The 16,380-nt window shown below is 37.1% G+C and carries 12 protein-coding genes and 1 tRNA gene; 11 read left to right on the forward strand and 2 right to left on the reverse strand.

Annotation, left to right across the window (positions count from 1 at the left end):
• The first annotated feature begins 4 nt into the window (after positions 1–4).
• From murD to L1I30_RS11790, 9 genes are all read left to right on the forward strand, one after another.
• Positions 5–1,348, forward strand: a complete 1,344-nt coding sequence (gene murD / locus L1I30_RS11750; RefSeq protein ID WP_236134488.1) for a UDP-N-acetylmuramoyl-L-alanine--D-glutamate ligase — start codon at positions 5–7, stop codon at positions 1,346–1,348.
• A 44-nt stretch (positions 1,349–1,392) separates the two neighbouring features.
• Entirely contained in the window at positions 1,393–2,595 is a 1,203-nt protein-coding gene (locus L1I30_RS11755; protein ID WP_236134489.1) for an FtsW/RodA/SpoVE family cell cycle protein, read from the forward strand.
• Positions 2,592–3,692, forward strand: coding sequence for an undecaprenyldiphospho-muramoylpentapeptide beta-N-acetylglucosaminyltransferase (murG, locus tag L1I30_RS11760; RefSeq protein ID WP_236134490.1), 1,101 nt, complete (start codon positions 2,592–2,594; stop codon positions 3,690–3,692). The genes L1I30_RS11755 and murG overlap by 4 nt, the downstream gene beginning before the upstream one ends.
• Before the next feature lie 5 nt (positions 3,693–3,697).
• Complete coding sequence (murC, locus tag L1I30_RS11765; protein ID WP_236134491.1) at positions 3,698–5,053, forward strand: UDP-N-acetylmuramate--L-alanine ligase; 1,356 nt, start codon at positions 3,698–3,700, stop codon at positions 5,051–5,053.
• A complete protein-coding gene (locus tag L1I30_RS11770; protein ID WP_236134492.1) occupies positions 5,043–5,759 on the forward strand; it encodes a cell division protein FtsQ/DivIB in 717 nt (238 codons plus the stop codon). Before murC ends, L1I30_RS11770 begins: the two co-directional genes overlap by 11 nt.
• A 3-nt stretch (positions 5,760–5,762) precedes the next feature.
• The gene (gene ftsA / locus L1I30_RS11775) at positions 5,763–7,115 is read left to right on the forward strand and encodes a cell division protein FtsA (RefSeq protein WP_236134493.1); all 1,353 of its coding nucleotides are present in this window, start codon (positions 5,763–5,765) and stop codon (positions 7,113–7,115) included.
• Positions 7,116–7,143: 28 nt separating this feature from the next.
• Complete coding sequence (gene ftsZ / locus L1I30_RS11780) at positions 7,144–9,123, forward strand: cell division protein FtsZ (RefSeq protein ID WP_236134494.1); 1,980 nt, start codon at positions 7,144–7,146, stop codon at positions 9,121–9,123.
• Positions 9,124–9,211: 88 nt separating this feature from the next.
• Complete coding sequence (locus L1I30_RS11785; protein WP_236134495.1) at positions 9,212–9,664, forward strand: GatB/YqeY domain-containing protein; 453 nt, start codon at positions 9,212–9,214, stop codon at positions 9,662–9,664.
• A 33-nt stretch (positions 9,665–9,697) separates the two neighbouring features.
• A tRNA-Arg gene (locus tag L1I30_RS11790) sits at positions 9,698–9,771 on the forward strand.
• A gap of 120 nt (positions 9,772–9,891) precedes the next feature.
• Here L1I30_RS11790 and L1I30_RS11795 read toward each other — a convergent pair.
• On the reverse strand, positions 9,892–10,602 hold the full coding sequence (locus tag L1I30_RS11795) for a DUF4488 domain-containing protein (protein ID WP_236134496.1): 711 nt from the start codon (positions 10,600–10,602) through the stop codon (positions 9,892–9,894).
• Between the two features lie 78 nt (positions 10,603–10,680).
• The gene (locus tag L1I30_RS11800; RefSeq protein ID WP_236134497.1) at positions 10,681–11,835 is read right to left on the reverse strand and encodes a porin; all 1,155 of its coding nucleotides are present in this window, start codon (positions 11,833–11,835) and stop codon (positions 10,681–10,683) included.
• Positions 11,836–12,351: 516 nt separating this feature from the next.
• On the opposite strand from L1I30_RS11800, the gene L1I30_RS11805 reads away from it, so the two are divergent.
• Together L1I30_RS11805 and L1I30_RS11810 are read left to right on the forward strand one after the other, a co-directional pair.
• Positions 12,352–15,003 carry a TonB-dependent receptor gene (locus L1I30_RS11805; RefSeq protein WP_236134498.1) on the forward strand — a complete coding sequence of 884 codons (2,652 nt, stop codon included), beginning with the start codon at positions 12,352–12,354 and terminating at the stop codon, positions 15,001–15,003.
• 29 nt (positions 15,004–15,032) lie between these two features.
• A complete protein-coding gene (locus L1I30_RS11810) occupies positions 15,033–16,379 on the forward strand; it encodes a DUF4876 domain-containing protein (RefSeq protein ID WP_236134499.1) in 1,347 nt (448 codons plus the stop codon).
• Position 16,380 lies beyond the last annotated feature (1 nt).

Consider the following 16,380-nt stretch of genomic DNA (forward strand, 5'->3'; position numbering starts at 1 on the left):
TATAATGACTGAAACTAAAAAAATAGCAATTCTTGGAGCCGGCGAAAGCGGGGTGGGAACGGCTATTTTGGCTAAAAAGCAAGGGTTTGAGGTCTTTGTTTCAGATTTCGGAGTAATAAAAGATAAATACAAGAAAGCGCTGGAAGAACTTGCTGTGGCTTGGGAAGAATCCGGTCACGATGAAACAAGAATTCTGGCTTCAGATCTAGTGATGAAAAGTCCTGGAATTCCTGATAAAGCACCTTTGGTGAAAAAATTACATGAAAAGGGAATACCTGTAATCTCGGAAATTGAATTCACTTCAAAATATACCGATGCAAAAATTATTGGTATTACCGGTAGTAATGGAAAAACTACCACTACTAAATGGGTCTATCACCTTTTAAAGAATGGTGGGCTTTCGGTAGGAATGGCCGGGAACATAGGAGATAGTTTTGCTAAACAGGTGGCAGAAGAGAATTTTGATTGGTATGTTTTGGAGCTTAGTAGTTTTCAGCTGGACGGAATAGTAGATTTTAAACCTCATATCGCGGTGCTTACTAATATCACTCCAGATCATTTAGATAGGTACAATTACAATCTGAATGAATATGTAGCTTCAAAATTTAGAATTACTGAAAATCAATCAGCAGATGATTTTTTTATATATGATGCAGATGACGAAATTATATCAAAATGGATTAAAGAGAATCCTGTAAAATCTCAAAAATTGCCTTTTTCTCTTCAGGATAGAATGGAACAGGGCGCCTATATAGAGGACAACAATATCAAAATTAATATAAATAACACCCAGTTTATTATGCCAACATCATCTTTGAAATTAGAAGGCAAACACAATTCAAAAAACGCAATGGCTGCTTCTACAGTAGCGCAATTACTTAGAATAAGAAAGGAAACTATACGTGCAAGTATGGAAGATTTTCAAGGCGTGGAGCATCGCCTGGAAAAAGTGCTAAAAATTAATAATGTGCTTTATGTGAACGATTCAAAAGCTACAAATATTAATGCTACATATTATGCTTTAGATAGTATGTCCGCAGAAACTGTATGGATAGTTGGGGGTGTAGATAAGGGGAATAATTACGCCGAATTGTTGCCACTGGTAAATGAAAAAGTAAAGGCAATTATTTGTTTGGGGGTAGATAATGCAAAGATTTTCGAAGCCTTTGGAAACTGTGTAGATATGATGGCAGAAACTCAATCTATGCAGGAGGCAGTGCAAATGGCATATAAGATTGCCGATAAAGGAAATACGGTCTTACTTTCACCGGCTTGTGCAAGTTTTGATCTATTTGAGAATTATGAAGATCGTGGTCGACAATTTAAAGACGCGGTTAGAAAACTTTAAGCAGAATAGTATTTATATAAAATAGAAAAGGAATATTAATTAGCATGAGCAGTATCTTTTCAAATCTTAAAGGAGATAAAGTTATTTGGGCTACCACCGCATTGTTGGCGATATTTTCATTTTTACCGGTGTATAGTGCAAGTAGTAATATCGCCTATTTGTATGGAGATGGAAGTACCTTCAATTATTTGGTGGTGCACTTCTTCCATTTGCTGTTAGGCTTTTGTTTGCTTTTTGCCATACATAAAATTCCTTATAATTATTTTAAAGGACTTTCCATTTTAATGTTGCCGGTGGTAATATTACTGTTAGTTTATACTATTGTACAGGGTACAACCATAGATGGGGCTAACGCCAGTAGGTGGATACAAATTCCCGTAGTGGGTGTTACTTTTCAATCTTCAACATTGGCAGCAGTGGTGTTAATGATCTATGTAGCCCGGTATCTTACCAGGATCGTTGATAAGGAAGTAACTTTTAAAGAAACGATATTACCATTATGGTTGCCGGTAGGACTGGTTCTAATGTTGATTTTACCTGCTAACTTCTCTACAACAGCAATCATTTTTACCATGGTTACCATTCTGGTATTTTTAGGGGGCTATCCTATAAAATATATTGGAATTATTCTTGGTGCGGGAGCACTTATACTTACACTATTCATTCTTACGGCAAAGGCTTTTCCAGGTTTGCTGCCCAACAGAGTAGACACATGGACAAGCAGGATCGAGAACTTTGCAAATGATGAAGATACGGACGCCGATTATCAAATAGAAAAAGCAAAAATCGCTATTGCTCGTGGTGGAATAGTAGGCGTGGGAGTAGGTAAGAGTGTGCAGAGAAATTTTTTACCACAGTCATCTTCCGATTTTATTTATGCCATTATTGTTGAAGAAATGGGACTTGTTGGTGCTTTTGGAGTTATGGCCGCATATTTATTGATATTGTTCAGAATTGTAATTGTAGCTACTAAGTCAAATACTGTATTTGGGAAGTTGCTGGTAATAGGAGTTGGATTGCCAATAGTTTTTCAAGCCCTGGTAAACATGGCGGTAGCGGTAGAGTTGTTTCCTGTAACGGGACAAACTTTACCATTGGTAAGCAGTGGGGGGACTTCCATTTGGATGACTTGCCTGGCTCTGGGAGTTATATTAAGTGTGAGCGCAGAGCGAGAAGAAATTAAGCTTTCTGAAGAAATGGAAAATGAAGAGGAAAATCCGTTGGATATTTTAAGCGAAGCAATATGATGAAGCAGATGAGAGTGATAATTTCAGGCGGAGGTACAGGAGGACATATCTATCCTGCAATCTCTATTGCTGATGAAATTAAAAGAAGACATCCAGATGCCGAAATCCTTTTTGTTGGTGCTAAGGATAGAATGGAAATGACCAAGGTTCCGGAAGCGGGATATCATATAGAAGGCCTTTGGATTACTGGCTTGGAGAGAAAATTAAGTCTGAAGAATTTGAGTTTTCCATTTAAGCTGATAGATAGTTTATGGAACTCTAGAAAGATAATTAAAAAGTTTAGGCCAGATGTTGTTATTGGAACTGGTGGATTTGCGAGCGGACCATTATTAAAGGTGGCAAATTCCAGAAAGATACCAACGCTTATACAGGAGCAGAATTCTTATCCCGGCATCACAAATAAGTTATTGGGGAAAGAAGCGAATGTAATATGCACCGCTTATGACGATCTGGAAAAATTTTTCCCTGCAGATAAAATAAAAAAAACAGGGAATCCGGTACGACAGGACATTATAGATATTTCCAGTAAAAGAGAAGAGGCTCTTACGTTATTCAAACTAGATTCGAAGAAAAAGACCTTACTGGTTTTGGGAGGAAGTTTAGGAGCTCGTAGGATTAATCAGTTAATGGAAGCATTCAAAAATCTTTTTGAAGAAAGGAATATCCAGGTAATCTGGCAAACAGGTTCCTTGTATTATGAGCAATATAAGAATCATGATAGTAAGCTTATTCAAACTACCGCTTTTTTAAAAAGAATGGATCTTGCCTATGCCGCCGCAGATATGATTATTTCCCGAGCGGGAGCCAGTAGTGTTTCAGAATTATGTGTAGTGGGTAAGCCAGTTTTGTTTATTCCTTCGCCTAATGTAGCTGAAAATCATCAGGCTAAGAATGCACTGGCAGTAGCAAATGAAAATGCTGCTTTTGTGCTTGACGAAAAGGATCTGGTTGAAAAATTTGAAGAAACGATGTTGCTGATACTTGATTCGGAAAAAGTAAGAGAAGATCTTTCAGAAAATATTAAAAAATTGGCGTTGCCTAAAGCTACTTCAGCAATTGTTGATGAAATAGAAAAAATAATAAAGCCTACTATATAAGTTAGATGAATCAATTCAAAAACATACAAAACTTTTACTTCATTGGAATTGGAGGAATTGGAATGAGTGCTCTTGCGCGGTATTTCAAGTCTCTAGGGAAGAATGTTTCTGGGTATGATAAAACCAGAAGTAGCCTTACGCAAAAACTGGAAGAAGAGGGTATAATTGTGTTGTATGAAGATAAGATTGAACAGATTCCATCTTCATTTATGAATAGCGCTGATACATTGGTTGTTTACACCCCTGCGGTTCCCAATAACCATCTGCAGTTCTCTTATTTTATTAAGAATAATTATGATATAAAGAAAAGAGCAGAGGTGCTTGGCATGATCACTCAGGGAGTGTTTACATTGGCTGTTGCAGGAACTCATGGAAAAACTACTACCACTGCTATCTTAGGTCATTTATTAAAAGAAGTTGGAGTTAAAGTAACTGCCTTTTTGGGAGGGATAAGTGAGGATATACAGAGTAACCTGATTTTAAATGGAAATGAGGCTATGGTGGTGGAGGCAGATGAATTTGACAGGTCTTTTTTAAGGCTTTCTCCAAACATAGCAGCAATAACCTCTATGGATGCCGATCATTTAGATATTTACGGTGCTCCCGAAAAGTTGATGGAGTCTTTTAATGATTTCGCGGCTTTAATACCAGAAGGTGGAATGTTATTTGTGAAGAATGGTTTACCTCTTGCAGGAACAACAATTGGTATAGAAGATACTGCAGATTATGCAGCGATAAATGTGCGTGTGGTTAATGGAACATATTTGTTCGATCTGCAAACACCTACAGAAATAATAAGAGATTTAAAATGTACTCTACCCGGCAAACACAATTTGCTAAATGCTATAACTGCCTTGGCAATGGCTCTTCATTTTGGGGCCCCACCCCTTGAGCTTTCCAAGGCATTATATAGTTTTAAAGGAGTTAAAAGAAGATTTTCTTACAAAATTAAAACGGATGAACTGGTTGTAATAGACGACTATGCACATCATCCTACAGAGATTTCGGCTGTGCATCAAGCGGTTAGAGAAATGCATCCGGGTAAAAAAGTGATTGCTTTTTTTCAACCACATTTATTCAGTAGAACGCGCGATTTTGCTGATGATTTTGGTGAAAGTCTGAGTAAATTTGACGAAATTCGCGTGCTTGATATCTATCCTGCTAGGGAGTTACCAATTGAAGGAATCACTTCTAAATGGCTGCTTTCAAAGGTTGAAAATTCTCACAAAAAATTAGTGAATAAAGCTGCGTTAGTGCAGGAAATACAACAATCAGATTGTGAGGTAGTTGTAATTATGGGTGCAGGAGATATTGGAGAAGAGGTGAGTAAAATTGTAAAAGCATTAGGTGGTGAAAATTAATTTTAACTACATAAAAGCAATTATTATAATTGGTCTCGTTATGTTCTTATACGGGTTTGCCGAAAGGAGAAATAATGACCGAAAATTGAATAAAATTGAAGTGCAATTTATCCAATTTGAAAACCTGTATGTTACTGAGGAAGCGGTTAATAAATTGTTAATACAAAATAAAGTAGGTGCCACGAGTGTAGGTAAAGAAGCTTTAGATTTGAATAGGGTAGAATCTATCTTGAACAATCATGATATGATTGAAAATGCAGAGGTGTTTTTAACGCTGGATGGAACTTTAAAAACAAAGATCAGTCAGCGTAAGCCCATTGGAAGAGTTTTGGGGAATGAAATATATTATATAGACAGGTTAGGCAATAAAATGCCTCGTTCCCAATTTTATTCAGCTAGAGTGCCAATTTTAAAGGGTGTTGAAGAAAAGGACTTAAAAAATGTTTATCCTTTACTGGATTATATAAGCAGGGATAAGTTCTTAACCGAGCATATTACTTCGATTTCTAAAGGAAGAAGCGGAGCTTATAAGTTAGAGTTAAGAAAAATGGATTTTGAGCTTTTCTTCGGAAAGGCAGAACGGATAGGAGATAAATTCAACAATTTCAAGGCATTTTATAAAAAAGCTTTGAAAGATGATATTTTAAATACTTACAATATGGTGGATTTACAATTTGGAAATCAGGTTGTTTGCACTAAAAAATAAGTTATGGAACACAACGAAATTGCAGTAGGGCTTGATATAGGAACCACGAAGATCGTGGCTATGATTGGGCGAAAGAATGAATACGGGAAAATGGAGATTATCGGAATAGGTAAATCCAAAAGTCTTGGTGTTCATCGTGGTGTTGTGAATAATATTACACAAACAATTCAATCCATCCAACAGGCAATTCAAGAGGCTGAAGCCGATTCCGGCTTGAAGATTCAAGATGTTGTGGTGGGAATTGCAGGGCAACATATTAGAAGTTTACAGCATAGTGATTATATCACCAGACCTAACCCAGATGAAGTAATAGATGCAGATGATATCTATACCCTTTGCAACCAAGTTCATAAATTGGTAATGCTTCCTGGAGAGGAAATCATTCATGTATTACCTCAGGAATTCAAAGTTGATGGGCAGGCGGAGATAAAAGAACCTATTGGAATGTACGGTGGACGTTTGGAGGCAAATTTCCATGTTGTGGTAGGACAGGTTTCTTCTATCAGAAACATAGGGCGATGTGTTAAAAGCGCAGGTTTAGAACTTTCAGCAGTGACTTTGGAGCCTTTAGCTTCGGCGAATGCGGTGCTAAGTCAGGAAGAAAAAGAGGCGGGAGTAGCACTTATCGATATAGGGGGTGGTACCACAGATCTTGCAATCTTCAAAGATGGTATTATTCGTCATACGGCTGTAATTCCTTTTGGAGGAAACGTGATTACTGAAGATATTAAAGAAGGTTGTTCTATTATTGAAAAGCAGGCAGAGTTGTTGAAGATAAAATTCGGATCGGCTTGGCCTGGAGAAAATAAAGATAACGAGATCGTTTCTATTCCCGGACTTCGTGGAAGAGAGCCAAAAGAGATCACCTTAAAGAATCTTTCAAAAATAATCCACGCCAGAGTAGTGGAGATTATTGAACAGGTTTATTTGGAGATCAAGAATTACGGTCACGAGGAACAAAAGAAAAAATTGATCGCCGGGATGGTAATAACCGGAGGAGGAGCTCAGTTGAAACATTTAAAGCAACTGGCCGAATATATTACCGGAATGGATACCAGAATTGGATATCCTAACGAGCATTTAGCCGGCAATAGCGATGCTGAAACTACCAGTCCGTTATATGCAACAGCGGTAGGGTTAGTGTTAAACAGCTTAGAGCAAAAGAATGCACGTTTCCAGGAGCAGGTAACTTTAATTCAGCCTGAAAAGGTAGAGAATGAAAGTGAGGAGCAAACTAATGAGGAGGAAAATGATGTGGAAGAGACCTTACAGGAAGGTATGAGAAAATCTCCCAAAAAGAGCATATTCGATAAGTGGGCAGAGAAGTTTAAAGATTTTTTAGATAACGCAGAGTAAAATATATAGAACCAGTAAATCAGGATTTATGAGCAGTACAGAATTCGAAAATATCTCATTCGATTTACCTAAAAACCAATCAAATGTCATTAAGGTGATTGGTGTAGGTGGAGGTGGTAGCAACGCTATTAATCACATGTATCAACAAGGAATAAAGGGAGTGGACTTTGTTATTTGCAATACCGACTCGCAAGCCTTGGAAAACAGCACGGTTCCCAATAAAATTCAGTTAGGGGTTAGCCTTACAGAAGGATTGGGAGCAGGAGCAAATCCAGAAGTGGGTGAGCAGGCTGCTGTAGAGAGTTTTGAGGAGATCAAACGAATGCTGGATACCAATACAAAAATGGTATTTATCACTGCCGGAATGGGTGGTGGTACAGGTACTGGTGCTGCGCCAATTATTGCCAAGCAAGCCAAGGAGATGGATATACTTACCGTAGGTATAGTAACAATCCCTTTTCAGTTTGAAGGTAAGATGAGAAATGAGCAGGCACAACGGGGGGTTGAAAAACTTCGAAGCCATGTAGATTCTTTGATCGTTATAAATAATAATAAACTGCGTGAAGTTTATGGAAACCTTGGTTTTAAGGCTGGTTTCTCAAAAGCTGATGAGGTCTTGGCTACAGCATCTAGAGGTATAGCCGAGGTGATTACACATCACTACACACAAAACATCGATTTACGTGATGCGAAAACAGTTTTAAGTAATAGCGGAACGGCTATAATGGGATCGGCTTCTGCGTCTGGTGCCAGTCGTGCAAGTGATGCTATTATGAAGGCTTTGGATTCCCCTTTACTTAATGACAATAAAATTAAAGGAGCTAAGAACGTATTACTGCTAATCGTTTCTGGTTCAGAAGAAATTACTATTGATGAAATAGGTGAAATTAACGATCATATCCAATCAGAAGCTGGACATAGTGCCAACATCATTATGGGGGTTGGTGAAGATGAGAGCTTAGATGATGCTATTGCTGTAACTATTATTGCTACAGGTTTTAATGTAGAGCAACAAAACGAGATTGTTAATACCGAAACCAAGAAGATCATCCACACACTGGAAGATGAGCAAAGAGCGGTACATAATTTTTCATCTAATAAATACCAGGCTGCAAATTCACCTTTAGACGAAAAGAAAGTTGAAGAACCGAAAATAGTACATAGTCTTGATGAGGAAGAGCCTGCGGTAGCTCCTAAACCAAAATCAGATTATAATTTAAGCACTCCTCCCAGTGCCAGAAATATGGAAGTGATTTACGAAGAAGTAAATTATATGGAAGAGGATTTCATTATCACAGATGCTTCTGATGATGTTCGCGGAATTGAGGTGGAGGAACCTAAGGAAGTAGATTCTGAAGGTGAAGATCAATTTATGTTCACTTTTGATTTTCCTATTAACAAAAAAGAAGAAGATAAGCCAAGAGCTTCACATAAAGAAGAGGTGAGTTCCAAACCTGTTTCTAAAAAGGAGGAAGCTCAGCCAAAAAGGATAGTTCATAATTTCAATGAGGCAACCATGGATATGGAAGTGAATGAACCAATTGAGATTATTCCTGTTACTGAAAGTTCTAATACTGGAATTAAGCGTTATAGCTTAGACGATTATATGGAAGTAGAGCAAATGCTTAAAAAATCGAAGCCTGCTCCGGCAAAAGCGAAGGAAGAAGAGGAAATTGTTTTTGAAAAGAAAACCATAGCCCCACAAGAGCCTTCTGCTCCTTCAACTGATGAAGATATGGATCCTTTCAACAATCCAATTTCTGATGGACTAATAGAGCGTGCGGCTGAGAGAAGAGCCAAGATGAAAGAGTTTAATTATAAATTTAGAAGTAACGCTTCTCAAATAGATGAAATTGAAAAACAGCCAGCCTACAAACGTGCGGGAATAGATCTTGATAATTCTAAGGCCGGGGAGGAAAAACTCTCTAGAACTACTTTGGGTAGCGGAGACAACGAAGAACTTAAATTTAGAAGTAATAATTCATATTTACATGATAATGTAGATTAATTGTATTTCTACACCCTTTATAAACCCGAAATTCATTGCAGAATTTCGGGTTTTATTTTATATTCGCACACCTTAAAAATTAAAGATCATGAGTTTACAAGAGCAGGTGATGACAGAGATGAAAGCTGCAATGCGAGCGAAAGATGCTACGAAATTGGAAGCTTTAAGAGCTATAAAAAGCGGTATTTTATTAGCTGCTACCGAAAACTCTTCAAAAGAAGATCTTAGCCAGGAAGAAGAATTAAAGTTGCTTCAAAAGCTAGTGAAACAACGTAAAGATAGTGCTGCCATCTATGTAGAGCAGGGGCGCGAAGATCTTGCTCAACCTGAATTAGATCAAGCCGCAGTTATAGAGCAGTTCTTACCTGCCCAGTTAAGTGAGGAAGAGGTAGAGAAGGTAGTAGAGGGGATAATCGCTCAATCTGGTGCTGAAGGTATGAAAGATATGGGGAAAGTAATGGGCTTAGCCTCTGCAGAGTTAGCAGGAAAAGCTGATGGTAAGACTATCTCAATGCTTGTAAAGAAAAAATTAAGTAACTAGGTTACTACTTGCTTGTTAGAGCACAATATTAATGGCTCCGTGGCGCAACTGAATAGCGCATCAGATTTCGGCTCTGAGGGTTGCAGGTTTGAATCCTGCCGGGGTCACAAATAAACCCGTGAATCGCACATAAAGCGTTCTAAGGTTGGTGTATGAGCCATATCCAACAGGGTATGGCTTATATGCTTTATTAGTCTTTCATTATTTATACCTCCTTCTGAATAAAATTATTCCCTTACACTCCATATTTCATTAATAGGATCTCCCTTACTAGACAATCCTGTGTGATGCCATTTGCCATCAATTAGACTATAGTTAAATTTTAAGCTAAGCCCAACTTTGGAATCATCCCGGGAAAAGAATTCGATATTCTCTGTATATTCACCATTTATGGTAGTGTAGGTGCCTCCACCTGTTCCCATAAATTGCTTTGTTTCGGTGTTGTAAGCTATCCATTGAAATCGAGTTCCAGATAAAATTTTCATCGTTTTTCTCGGCCCACTTGTTTCTCGCAGTTGAGTTTTACCTTCTATTGTTCTACCAGACATTAACCAGGCGCCTTGTAATTTCCCTGGTTCACCATTATCTATTCTTATGAATTTCATGTTTTTATCAACCATTTCAAATATATCATCAGTAATAATCACTTTAAAACTTCCCTCAGTGCCAACAAGTTCAGAATTCTCTGTGTGAAATTCTACTTTTTGTGTTATCACATCTCCATCCAAGGACCACGTACCTCCAACGGAACGAATAAATTTTCCAGTATTTGCATTATATGTTGTTAACACTTGATAACCATCCGCATAAATAATCACCTTTCTTAATTTTTCTCCATTTTCAGAAGTTACATAGTTTTCCCAGGCACCAATAACATTTTGGGCATTAATTCCAATCGATATTAAAGTACAAATAAGCACTACAACTGTTTTTTTCATATGTATAGATTTTATAAATTCTATTTAATTCTTAATCCCTTTAAATATTCAGCCCTTAAGTTTAATGGCGATGTAATCTTACAATAACAATAGGGGAGCGATAAAGCCAACTCTTACTTCATTTTTATTATAGTTGGACGCATCCAGTTTTTCTATGGTGTAACTGGAATGTTCGAAATATCTGCCAATATAAGCTATGTAAAATCTTACATCAATATTCTTAAATGGGGTGTAATAAACGCTTGGGATCATTCCATAGCTTGTTCTCATATGATTTCGGTTGCTTTTCACGTCATCATAGGCGCTACTGGTCATGAGGGTTAATAAACCTTTAAATTTTGGGCTGAATTGATATTCTGCTCTTAACCAATTTTCGATATACATCACATCCTCTGCAACCTGCCCGTTAGCCAAAATATTAGTGATAATACCCTTGGTATCTACCTGTTCAAAACTATAATTAAAATCATACATTACAGTTAGATTATGGTTTTGGTATTTGTGGCCTAAAGTAAAAAAAGAGGTGCCTTTACTTTTTACTTGATTGGAATAACTCATGCTATAAATGGTTTGGAATTTTCCATCAAAAAAGCTTCCGCGCCAGTTTCCCACAACTGCCACCGGCCAGGTAGGTTCCTGGATATCTTGTGCAACTATATCGCCGTAAAGGTCATCATAGTGCATTGTTCGGGAGTTTAAAACCTGAAACCCAAATTTGTGATTTTCTAAGGCTTGATAAGTAATTCCTGCCCCGGTAACATAGGCTAGGGCATTGCTTTGAATGTCATTGTATTCCAGAACATCCATGGCACTAAACTCATATTCAAAACCACCATAAAACGCACTCATTTTCCCCATTAATAGATTAAGGGCAGGACTGGCTTTAACGTCTATATAGGCCAATTCGATATTGCTTCCCAGTTGATCCAGGGTTTGTACATCGCTCCCTTTATTAAAGCGGTTTCTAAAATGAAAGTTGACCTTCTCATGTAATTTTCCGGAAATTCCCAGGGCTGTATGGCCATTTTGAAATTGCATCCCATTGTAATAGTGGTCACCACCCCTAAAGGTATATGCCTGAAACTCCATGCGCATATCGAACGTGATATTAATATTTTTTAAGAGCTTCCCCTTTTCAATCGAGATAATAGGTTCAGTCAGACTGTCGTTTTTCTGTGAGAATCCCACTATAGGGATTAATACAAGTATGGTAAATAAAAATGACTTGATCATAAATTGATAGAAATTTGCAATTTAATTTTAGCTGGATAGTGGCCAGAAGCATCATCAATCCGAGCCTTAAGTTCAGTAAGAAAACTATATTCTAGAAGTCTATTTAGAAATTTACTGAAAATTAATTGGAATGAGAGCATAGACCAATAATAAAGAACTGTAAATTTTAGCAGGTCTCATTATATGCTTGAAAAGCTGATATTAAATCGAATATGTCAATTTCAGATCTTATACAAATTTAATTAAGTTGACAATCAATTTTTTAATGACATTTTTCATATTTAAAATACGCGCTCTGATTTCATTTATCATTATTAAATGGAATTACGCTCCTATTTAGATTATTCCAAACTATTTGCTTATACATTTATTATTATTTATGATTGTTGATTTTTCTTAAAGAATCGCCTAAGTTGACATCGAGGTTTTACATGAGATTAGAATGAATATATTTAAGTGTATTTATTTAGACTTATTATAAATAAGATTATATATTTGCCCGGAATAAATCTAGGCATGAGAATATCTATCATTTTTATCTTTTTCAGTTATACTGTTTTTAGTCAGGTTCCGGTAGATGGAGTGATCTTTTCTGAAGATGGCGTAGAGCCTCTTGAAGGTGTTACTGTAATCAATTTAAAAGGAAATGAGTGGACTGTAAGTAATGAAAAGGGAGAGTTCAACTTTCTGGTTGAGAACAGTGATTTTGAAATTCAATTTAAAATTTTAGGAAGAGCGCCCTTTCTTTTATCTGATGAAGATTTTTTAAAAAGAACCTCCGATTCAATTTTTCTTCACCCGGATAATTTGAGACTTGATGAGGTTAGAGTAACTGCTGTTCCTAAAAGAAGCAAAATTGGATCGGCAATTAGCTTGGGAGAATATGCTCTTAGTCAGGTGCAATCTTACAGTCTTTCTGATATTTTAAAACAATTGCCCGGCCAGGAAATCACACCTCCTTCGCTTAATGCTTCCAATAGTATTTCTTTACGTACCGCTCAGCCAAACTCTATCAATTCTTTTGGAGTATCCTATCTTCTGGATGGAGTGAAACTTTCTAACGATGAGAATATGCAAAGCTATAATAGCTCGAGCGGACTTACATCTTATGATAATTTAAATTCTGGTATCGACCTTAGAACTATTCCAGCATCTAATATTGAAGAAGTTGAGGTAATTAGTGGGATACCTGATGCAAAATATGGAGATCTTACCAGTGGGCTAATAAAGATAAACAGGAAAGCTGGTGTTACACCATTTACTATTAATTCAAGCATTCGCCAGGGGAATACAGCCGTGAGCTTAAGTAAAGGGGTGAGGCTAACTAATTTTGGTAACCTTAGCTTATCTTTAGATTATCTGAATGCTAATTCAGATCCAAGAAATAGTTTAGAACAATATAATAGAATTACTGCTTCGGTAATTTGGTCGGTTTATAATGCATCTAAAACGCTAAGAAATACACTCTCTTTAACTCTTCATAATAATTTAGACGACACGAATTATGACAAGGATAATGATGATGGAGGTAAAGATGCTAAATTTAGAAAGGACCGAGGAATACATTTAAGCAATCGTTTTAATTGGAAGCCTAATAGTAACTTCATAGATAATTTCAACTTCACGCTTGGTTATTCTTATTCCTATCAGCACTCGTTTGCGCAGTCTTTCAAAAATGATGGTGGTAGAGTAGTGCCGCAAAGCATGGAGACAGGGCTATTTACGGCGGGTTATACGCCAGTAGCCTATTTGCAAGTTAAAGAGGTTTATGGGCAGCCCATCAATTTAAGTGCAACCACATCCATCGATAAGGAATTTTCTTCAAATAAGTTAAGGCAGAATGTATCGTTTGGACTTAATACATCTTATAGTGACAATAGAGGAAAGGGGAAATCATATGATCCTAAAAATGCACATACACAGGTTACTCTTAGCGGAGGTGGAAGTTCGTTAAGCTCGGGCGAGGGAATACGTGCCCTCGATTATGATGGCTATGTTAAACCTCGCGTAAATATTGGATTGTATGCTCAAGATAATATTACATGGAAGTTTGAAAGTGGGAAGGAATTATACGCAAATCTTGGTTTACGCTACGATATTCAAAATGCATATTCAAGTTACAGTCCGCGTATAAATTTAGGGTATGAACTAACAAAGAAAATAAGTATTAGAGGAGGCTTAGGTTTTGCTTCCAAAGCACCATCTCTTGCTCAAATTTACCCGGGAGACAAATACTTTGATATTCTTATAAGAGACTTTAGAACTTCAAGTTATTCCTTTAACCTAGTTCAGACCTATAAGAAGGAGTTGGACAAAATCCAATTGGAACCTTCAAAAAGTTGGAAATATGAAGTTGGTTTTAATTATAACCCTTCCTTTGGAAATTTTGCTTTTACTGCATATTATAATCATACGTTCGATGGAATAACGGGCTATAATGAACTTGAAAAAGTGGCTTTTCCTATAGTGGAGTTTGATTTTTCTATACCTAACATGCCACCTAATTATGTGGTCTCCGGATACTCCCCATACATTTTAAGTTATTCGCTTAGCAAGAATGCACAGCAAATTGTAGATAAGGGAATTGAATTCTATTTGAATTTTCGAAAAATTGAAGCTATTAATACATCTCTTAGCTTAAATGGCTCGTATACCTATACACGTTCGGTTTCGGAGTTAGAAAAAATGAAGAAAAATAATAATGTGCTTGAAGAGGATATTCTATATGGATTTTATAATGGGCTCCCTTCAAAGTCAGATAGACTAAGGTTAAGAGCTACAATAACTCATCACTTATCAGAATTAGGACTTTTGCTTTCCCTTACTGCCGAGCAATTTACACAGGAAAACATATATGCAAGTACCTCTAATATCTATCCCACGGCATACCTTAATGCTAATGCCGAGCGAATAGAAATAGCAGAAGAGGAAAAAGGAGATTCTAAATATGATGGTTTATTGCTTAGCCCATCAGAAGCAAAAGATAAAAAGACCCCGGCGTATCATAATTTTCACCTTAGAGCAACGAAAGAACTTCTTAATGGATTAAGTATGTCGGTATATGCAAATAACTTTTTGAATTATCATCCGGTCGTTACGGTTGATGAAACAAGTAGTAAGAGAAATAGCCTAATCAGTTTTGGCGCACAAATTAAATATCAATTCTAATCAATTTTTAATTAACTCAGTTTTATATCATGAAAAAAATTCTACTATTCGGTTTAAGTGCACTGCTATTTGCCTGCAGTAAAGATGACGATGTTAATTTTATAGCTCCCGTCGCTCATAATTTCGAAATAAGTTATAACGAGAATTACGATCATCAGTTTGCAGCCAATGCCGAGGTTAAATTGGTTAATAATGATGACGGAAAAAATTATTCAGTGGTAACCGATATATCAGGAATAGCGAGCCTGGAAGTGGTTCCCGGAATATATAAAGTAAATGTATCAAGAACTTTTACTCCAGAGCAGTATCAGGAATTTTCGGGACAGGAAGTACAGGAAAATGTGACATTTAATGCATCTCTGGAAAACCTGGTAATTAATGAGACTTCTAATACTTCTACAAGTCTGGAACTGGTAACCGGGAGAATAGGAAACCTTATAATTAAACAGATCTACCACGCGGGATCTGATATTAGGCTGGGCGCATCTTTTAGAGACCTGTTCATAGAAATACATAATAATTCAAATGAAACCATATATCTTGATGGCTTGCATATTGCACAAATAAAAGGGACTTCTTCGGTATCATCCACTCCAAAAGATTATTATTTGCCCAATGGACAATACGACTGGAGTATGTCTATAGGTCAGGCCGACATTGAAAATGCAAACTCAAAATATGTATACTCCGATGAGGTGATCAAAATTCCCGGAAATGGAACGGAATACCCATTAGGCTCAGGTAAAAGCGTAATTATTGCGGCCACCGCGGTAAACCATAAAGCTCCTTTGGTGGTACAAGATGAGGAGGGAGAAACGGTAACCTTTGAAGTGCCGGAGCCAGAGAGAACCATCGATCTTAGCCAGGCGCCTTTTGAAGCTTATTATAGACCTTACCAGGAATCGCAAGGAAAAACATGGTTAGATTCCGACATCGATAATCCTAACGCGGTGAATATGGAAGTTGAATTTAAAAGCTACGGCGGTAAAGACCTAATATTAGATCCTTTTGGTAGGGAGGCATTGGTGATATTCTTCACCTCCGAAACCGAGTTTAGCGAATGGAATGCTGTGCCCTTGCCAAGTGTTGGTATAGATGGCTATGATGATGAGGTAGCTACTTTCAAACAAATTCCAAATTCTGCACTACTGGATGGCGTGGAACTGCAAAATATCGATCCTTCTAAAGCGAAGCCTAAACGATTGGCAGATGAGATTGATGCAGGTGAAATAGCAACCATTTCCGGGAAGTATTCATCAGAATCTGTAATAAGAAAAGTGAAAAGAGAGCTGGATGGGAAGGTATTCTATCAAGACACTAACAATTCTTCAAACGATTTTGAAGTATTAGCTCATCCACAGGTAATTATAGAATAAT

The organism is Gillisia lutea (genome assembly GCF_021568705.1).
GTDB lineage: Bacteria > Bacteroidota > Bacteroidia > Flavobacteriales > Flavobacteriaceae > Gillisia > Gillisia lutea.

Excerpts from the sequence above, each read along its gene's own strand:
- murD (WP_236134488.1), top strand. The coding sequence starts at position 5 with ATGACTGAAACTAAAAAAATAGCAATTCTTGGAGCCGGCGAAAGCGGG.
- L1I30_RS11755 (WP_236134489.1), top strand. The coding sequence starts at position 1,393 with ATGAGCAGTATCTTTTCAAATCTTAAAGGAGATAAAGTTATTTGGGCT.
- murG (WP_236134490.1), top strand. The coding sequence starts at position 2,592 with ATGATGAAGCAGATGAGAGTGATAATTTCAGGCGGAGGTACAGGAGGA.
- murC (WP_236134491.1), top strand. The coding sequence starts at position 3,698 with ATGAATCAATTCAAAAACATACAAAACTTTTACTTCATTGGAATTGGA.
- ftsA (WP_236134493.1), top strand. The coding sequence starts at position 5,763 with ATGGAACACAACGAAATTGCAGTAGGGCTTGATATAGGAACCACGAAG.
- ftsZ (WP_236134494.1), top strand. The coding sequence starts at position 7,144 with ATGAGCAGTACAGAATTCGAAAATATCTCATTCGATTTACCTAAAAAC.
- L1I30_RS11785 (WP_236134495.1), top strand. The coding sequence starts at position 9,212 with ATGAGTTTACAAGAGCAGGTGATGACAGAGATGAAAGCTGCAATGCGA.
- L1I30_RS11795 (WP_236134496.1), bottom strand. The coding sequence starts at position 10,602 with ATGAAAAAAACAGTTGTAGTGCTTATTTGTACTTTAATATCGATTGGA.
- L1I30_RS11800 (WP_236134497.1), bottom strand. The coding sequence starts at position 11,835 with ATGATCAAGTCATTTTTATTTACCATACTTGTATTAATCCCTATAGTG.
- L1I30_RS11805 (WP_236134498.1), top strand. The coding sequence starts at position 12,352 with ATGAGAATATCTATCATTTTTATCTTTTTCAGTTATACTGTTTTTAGT.
- L1I30_RS11810 (WP_236134499.1), top strand. The coding sequence starts at position 15,033 with ATGAAAAAAATTCTACTATTCGGTTTAAGTGCACTGCTATTTGCCTGC.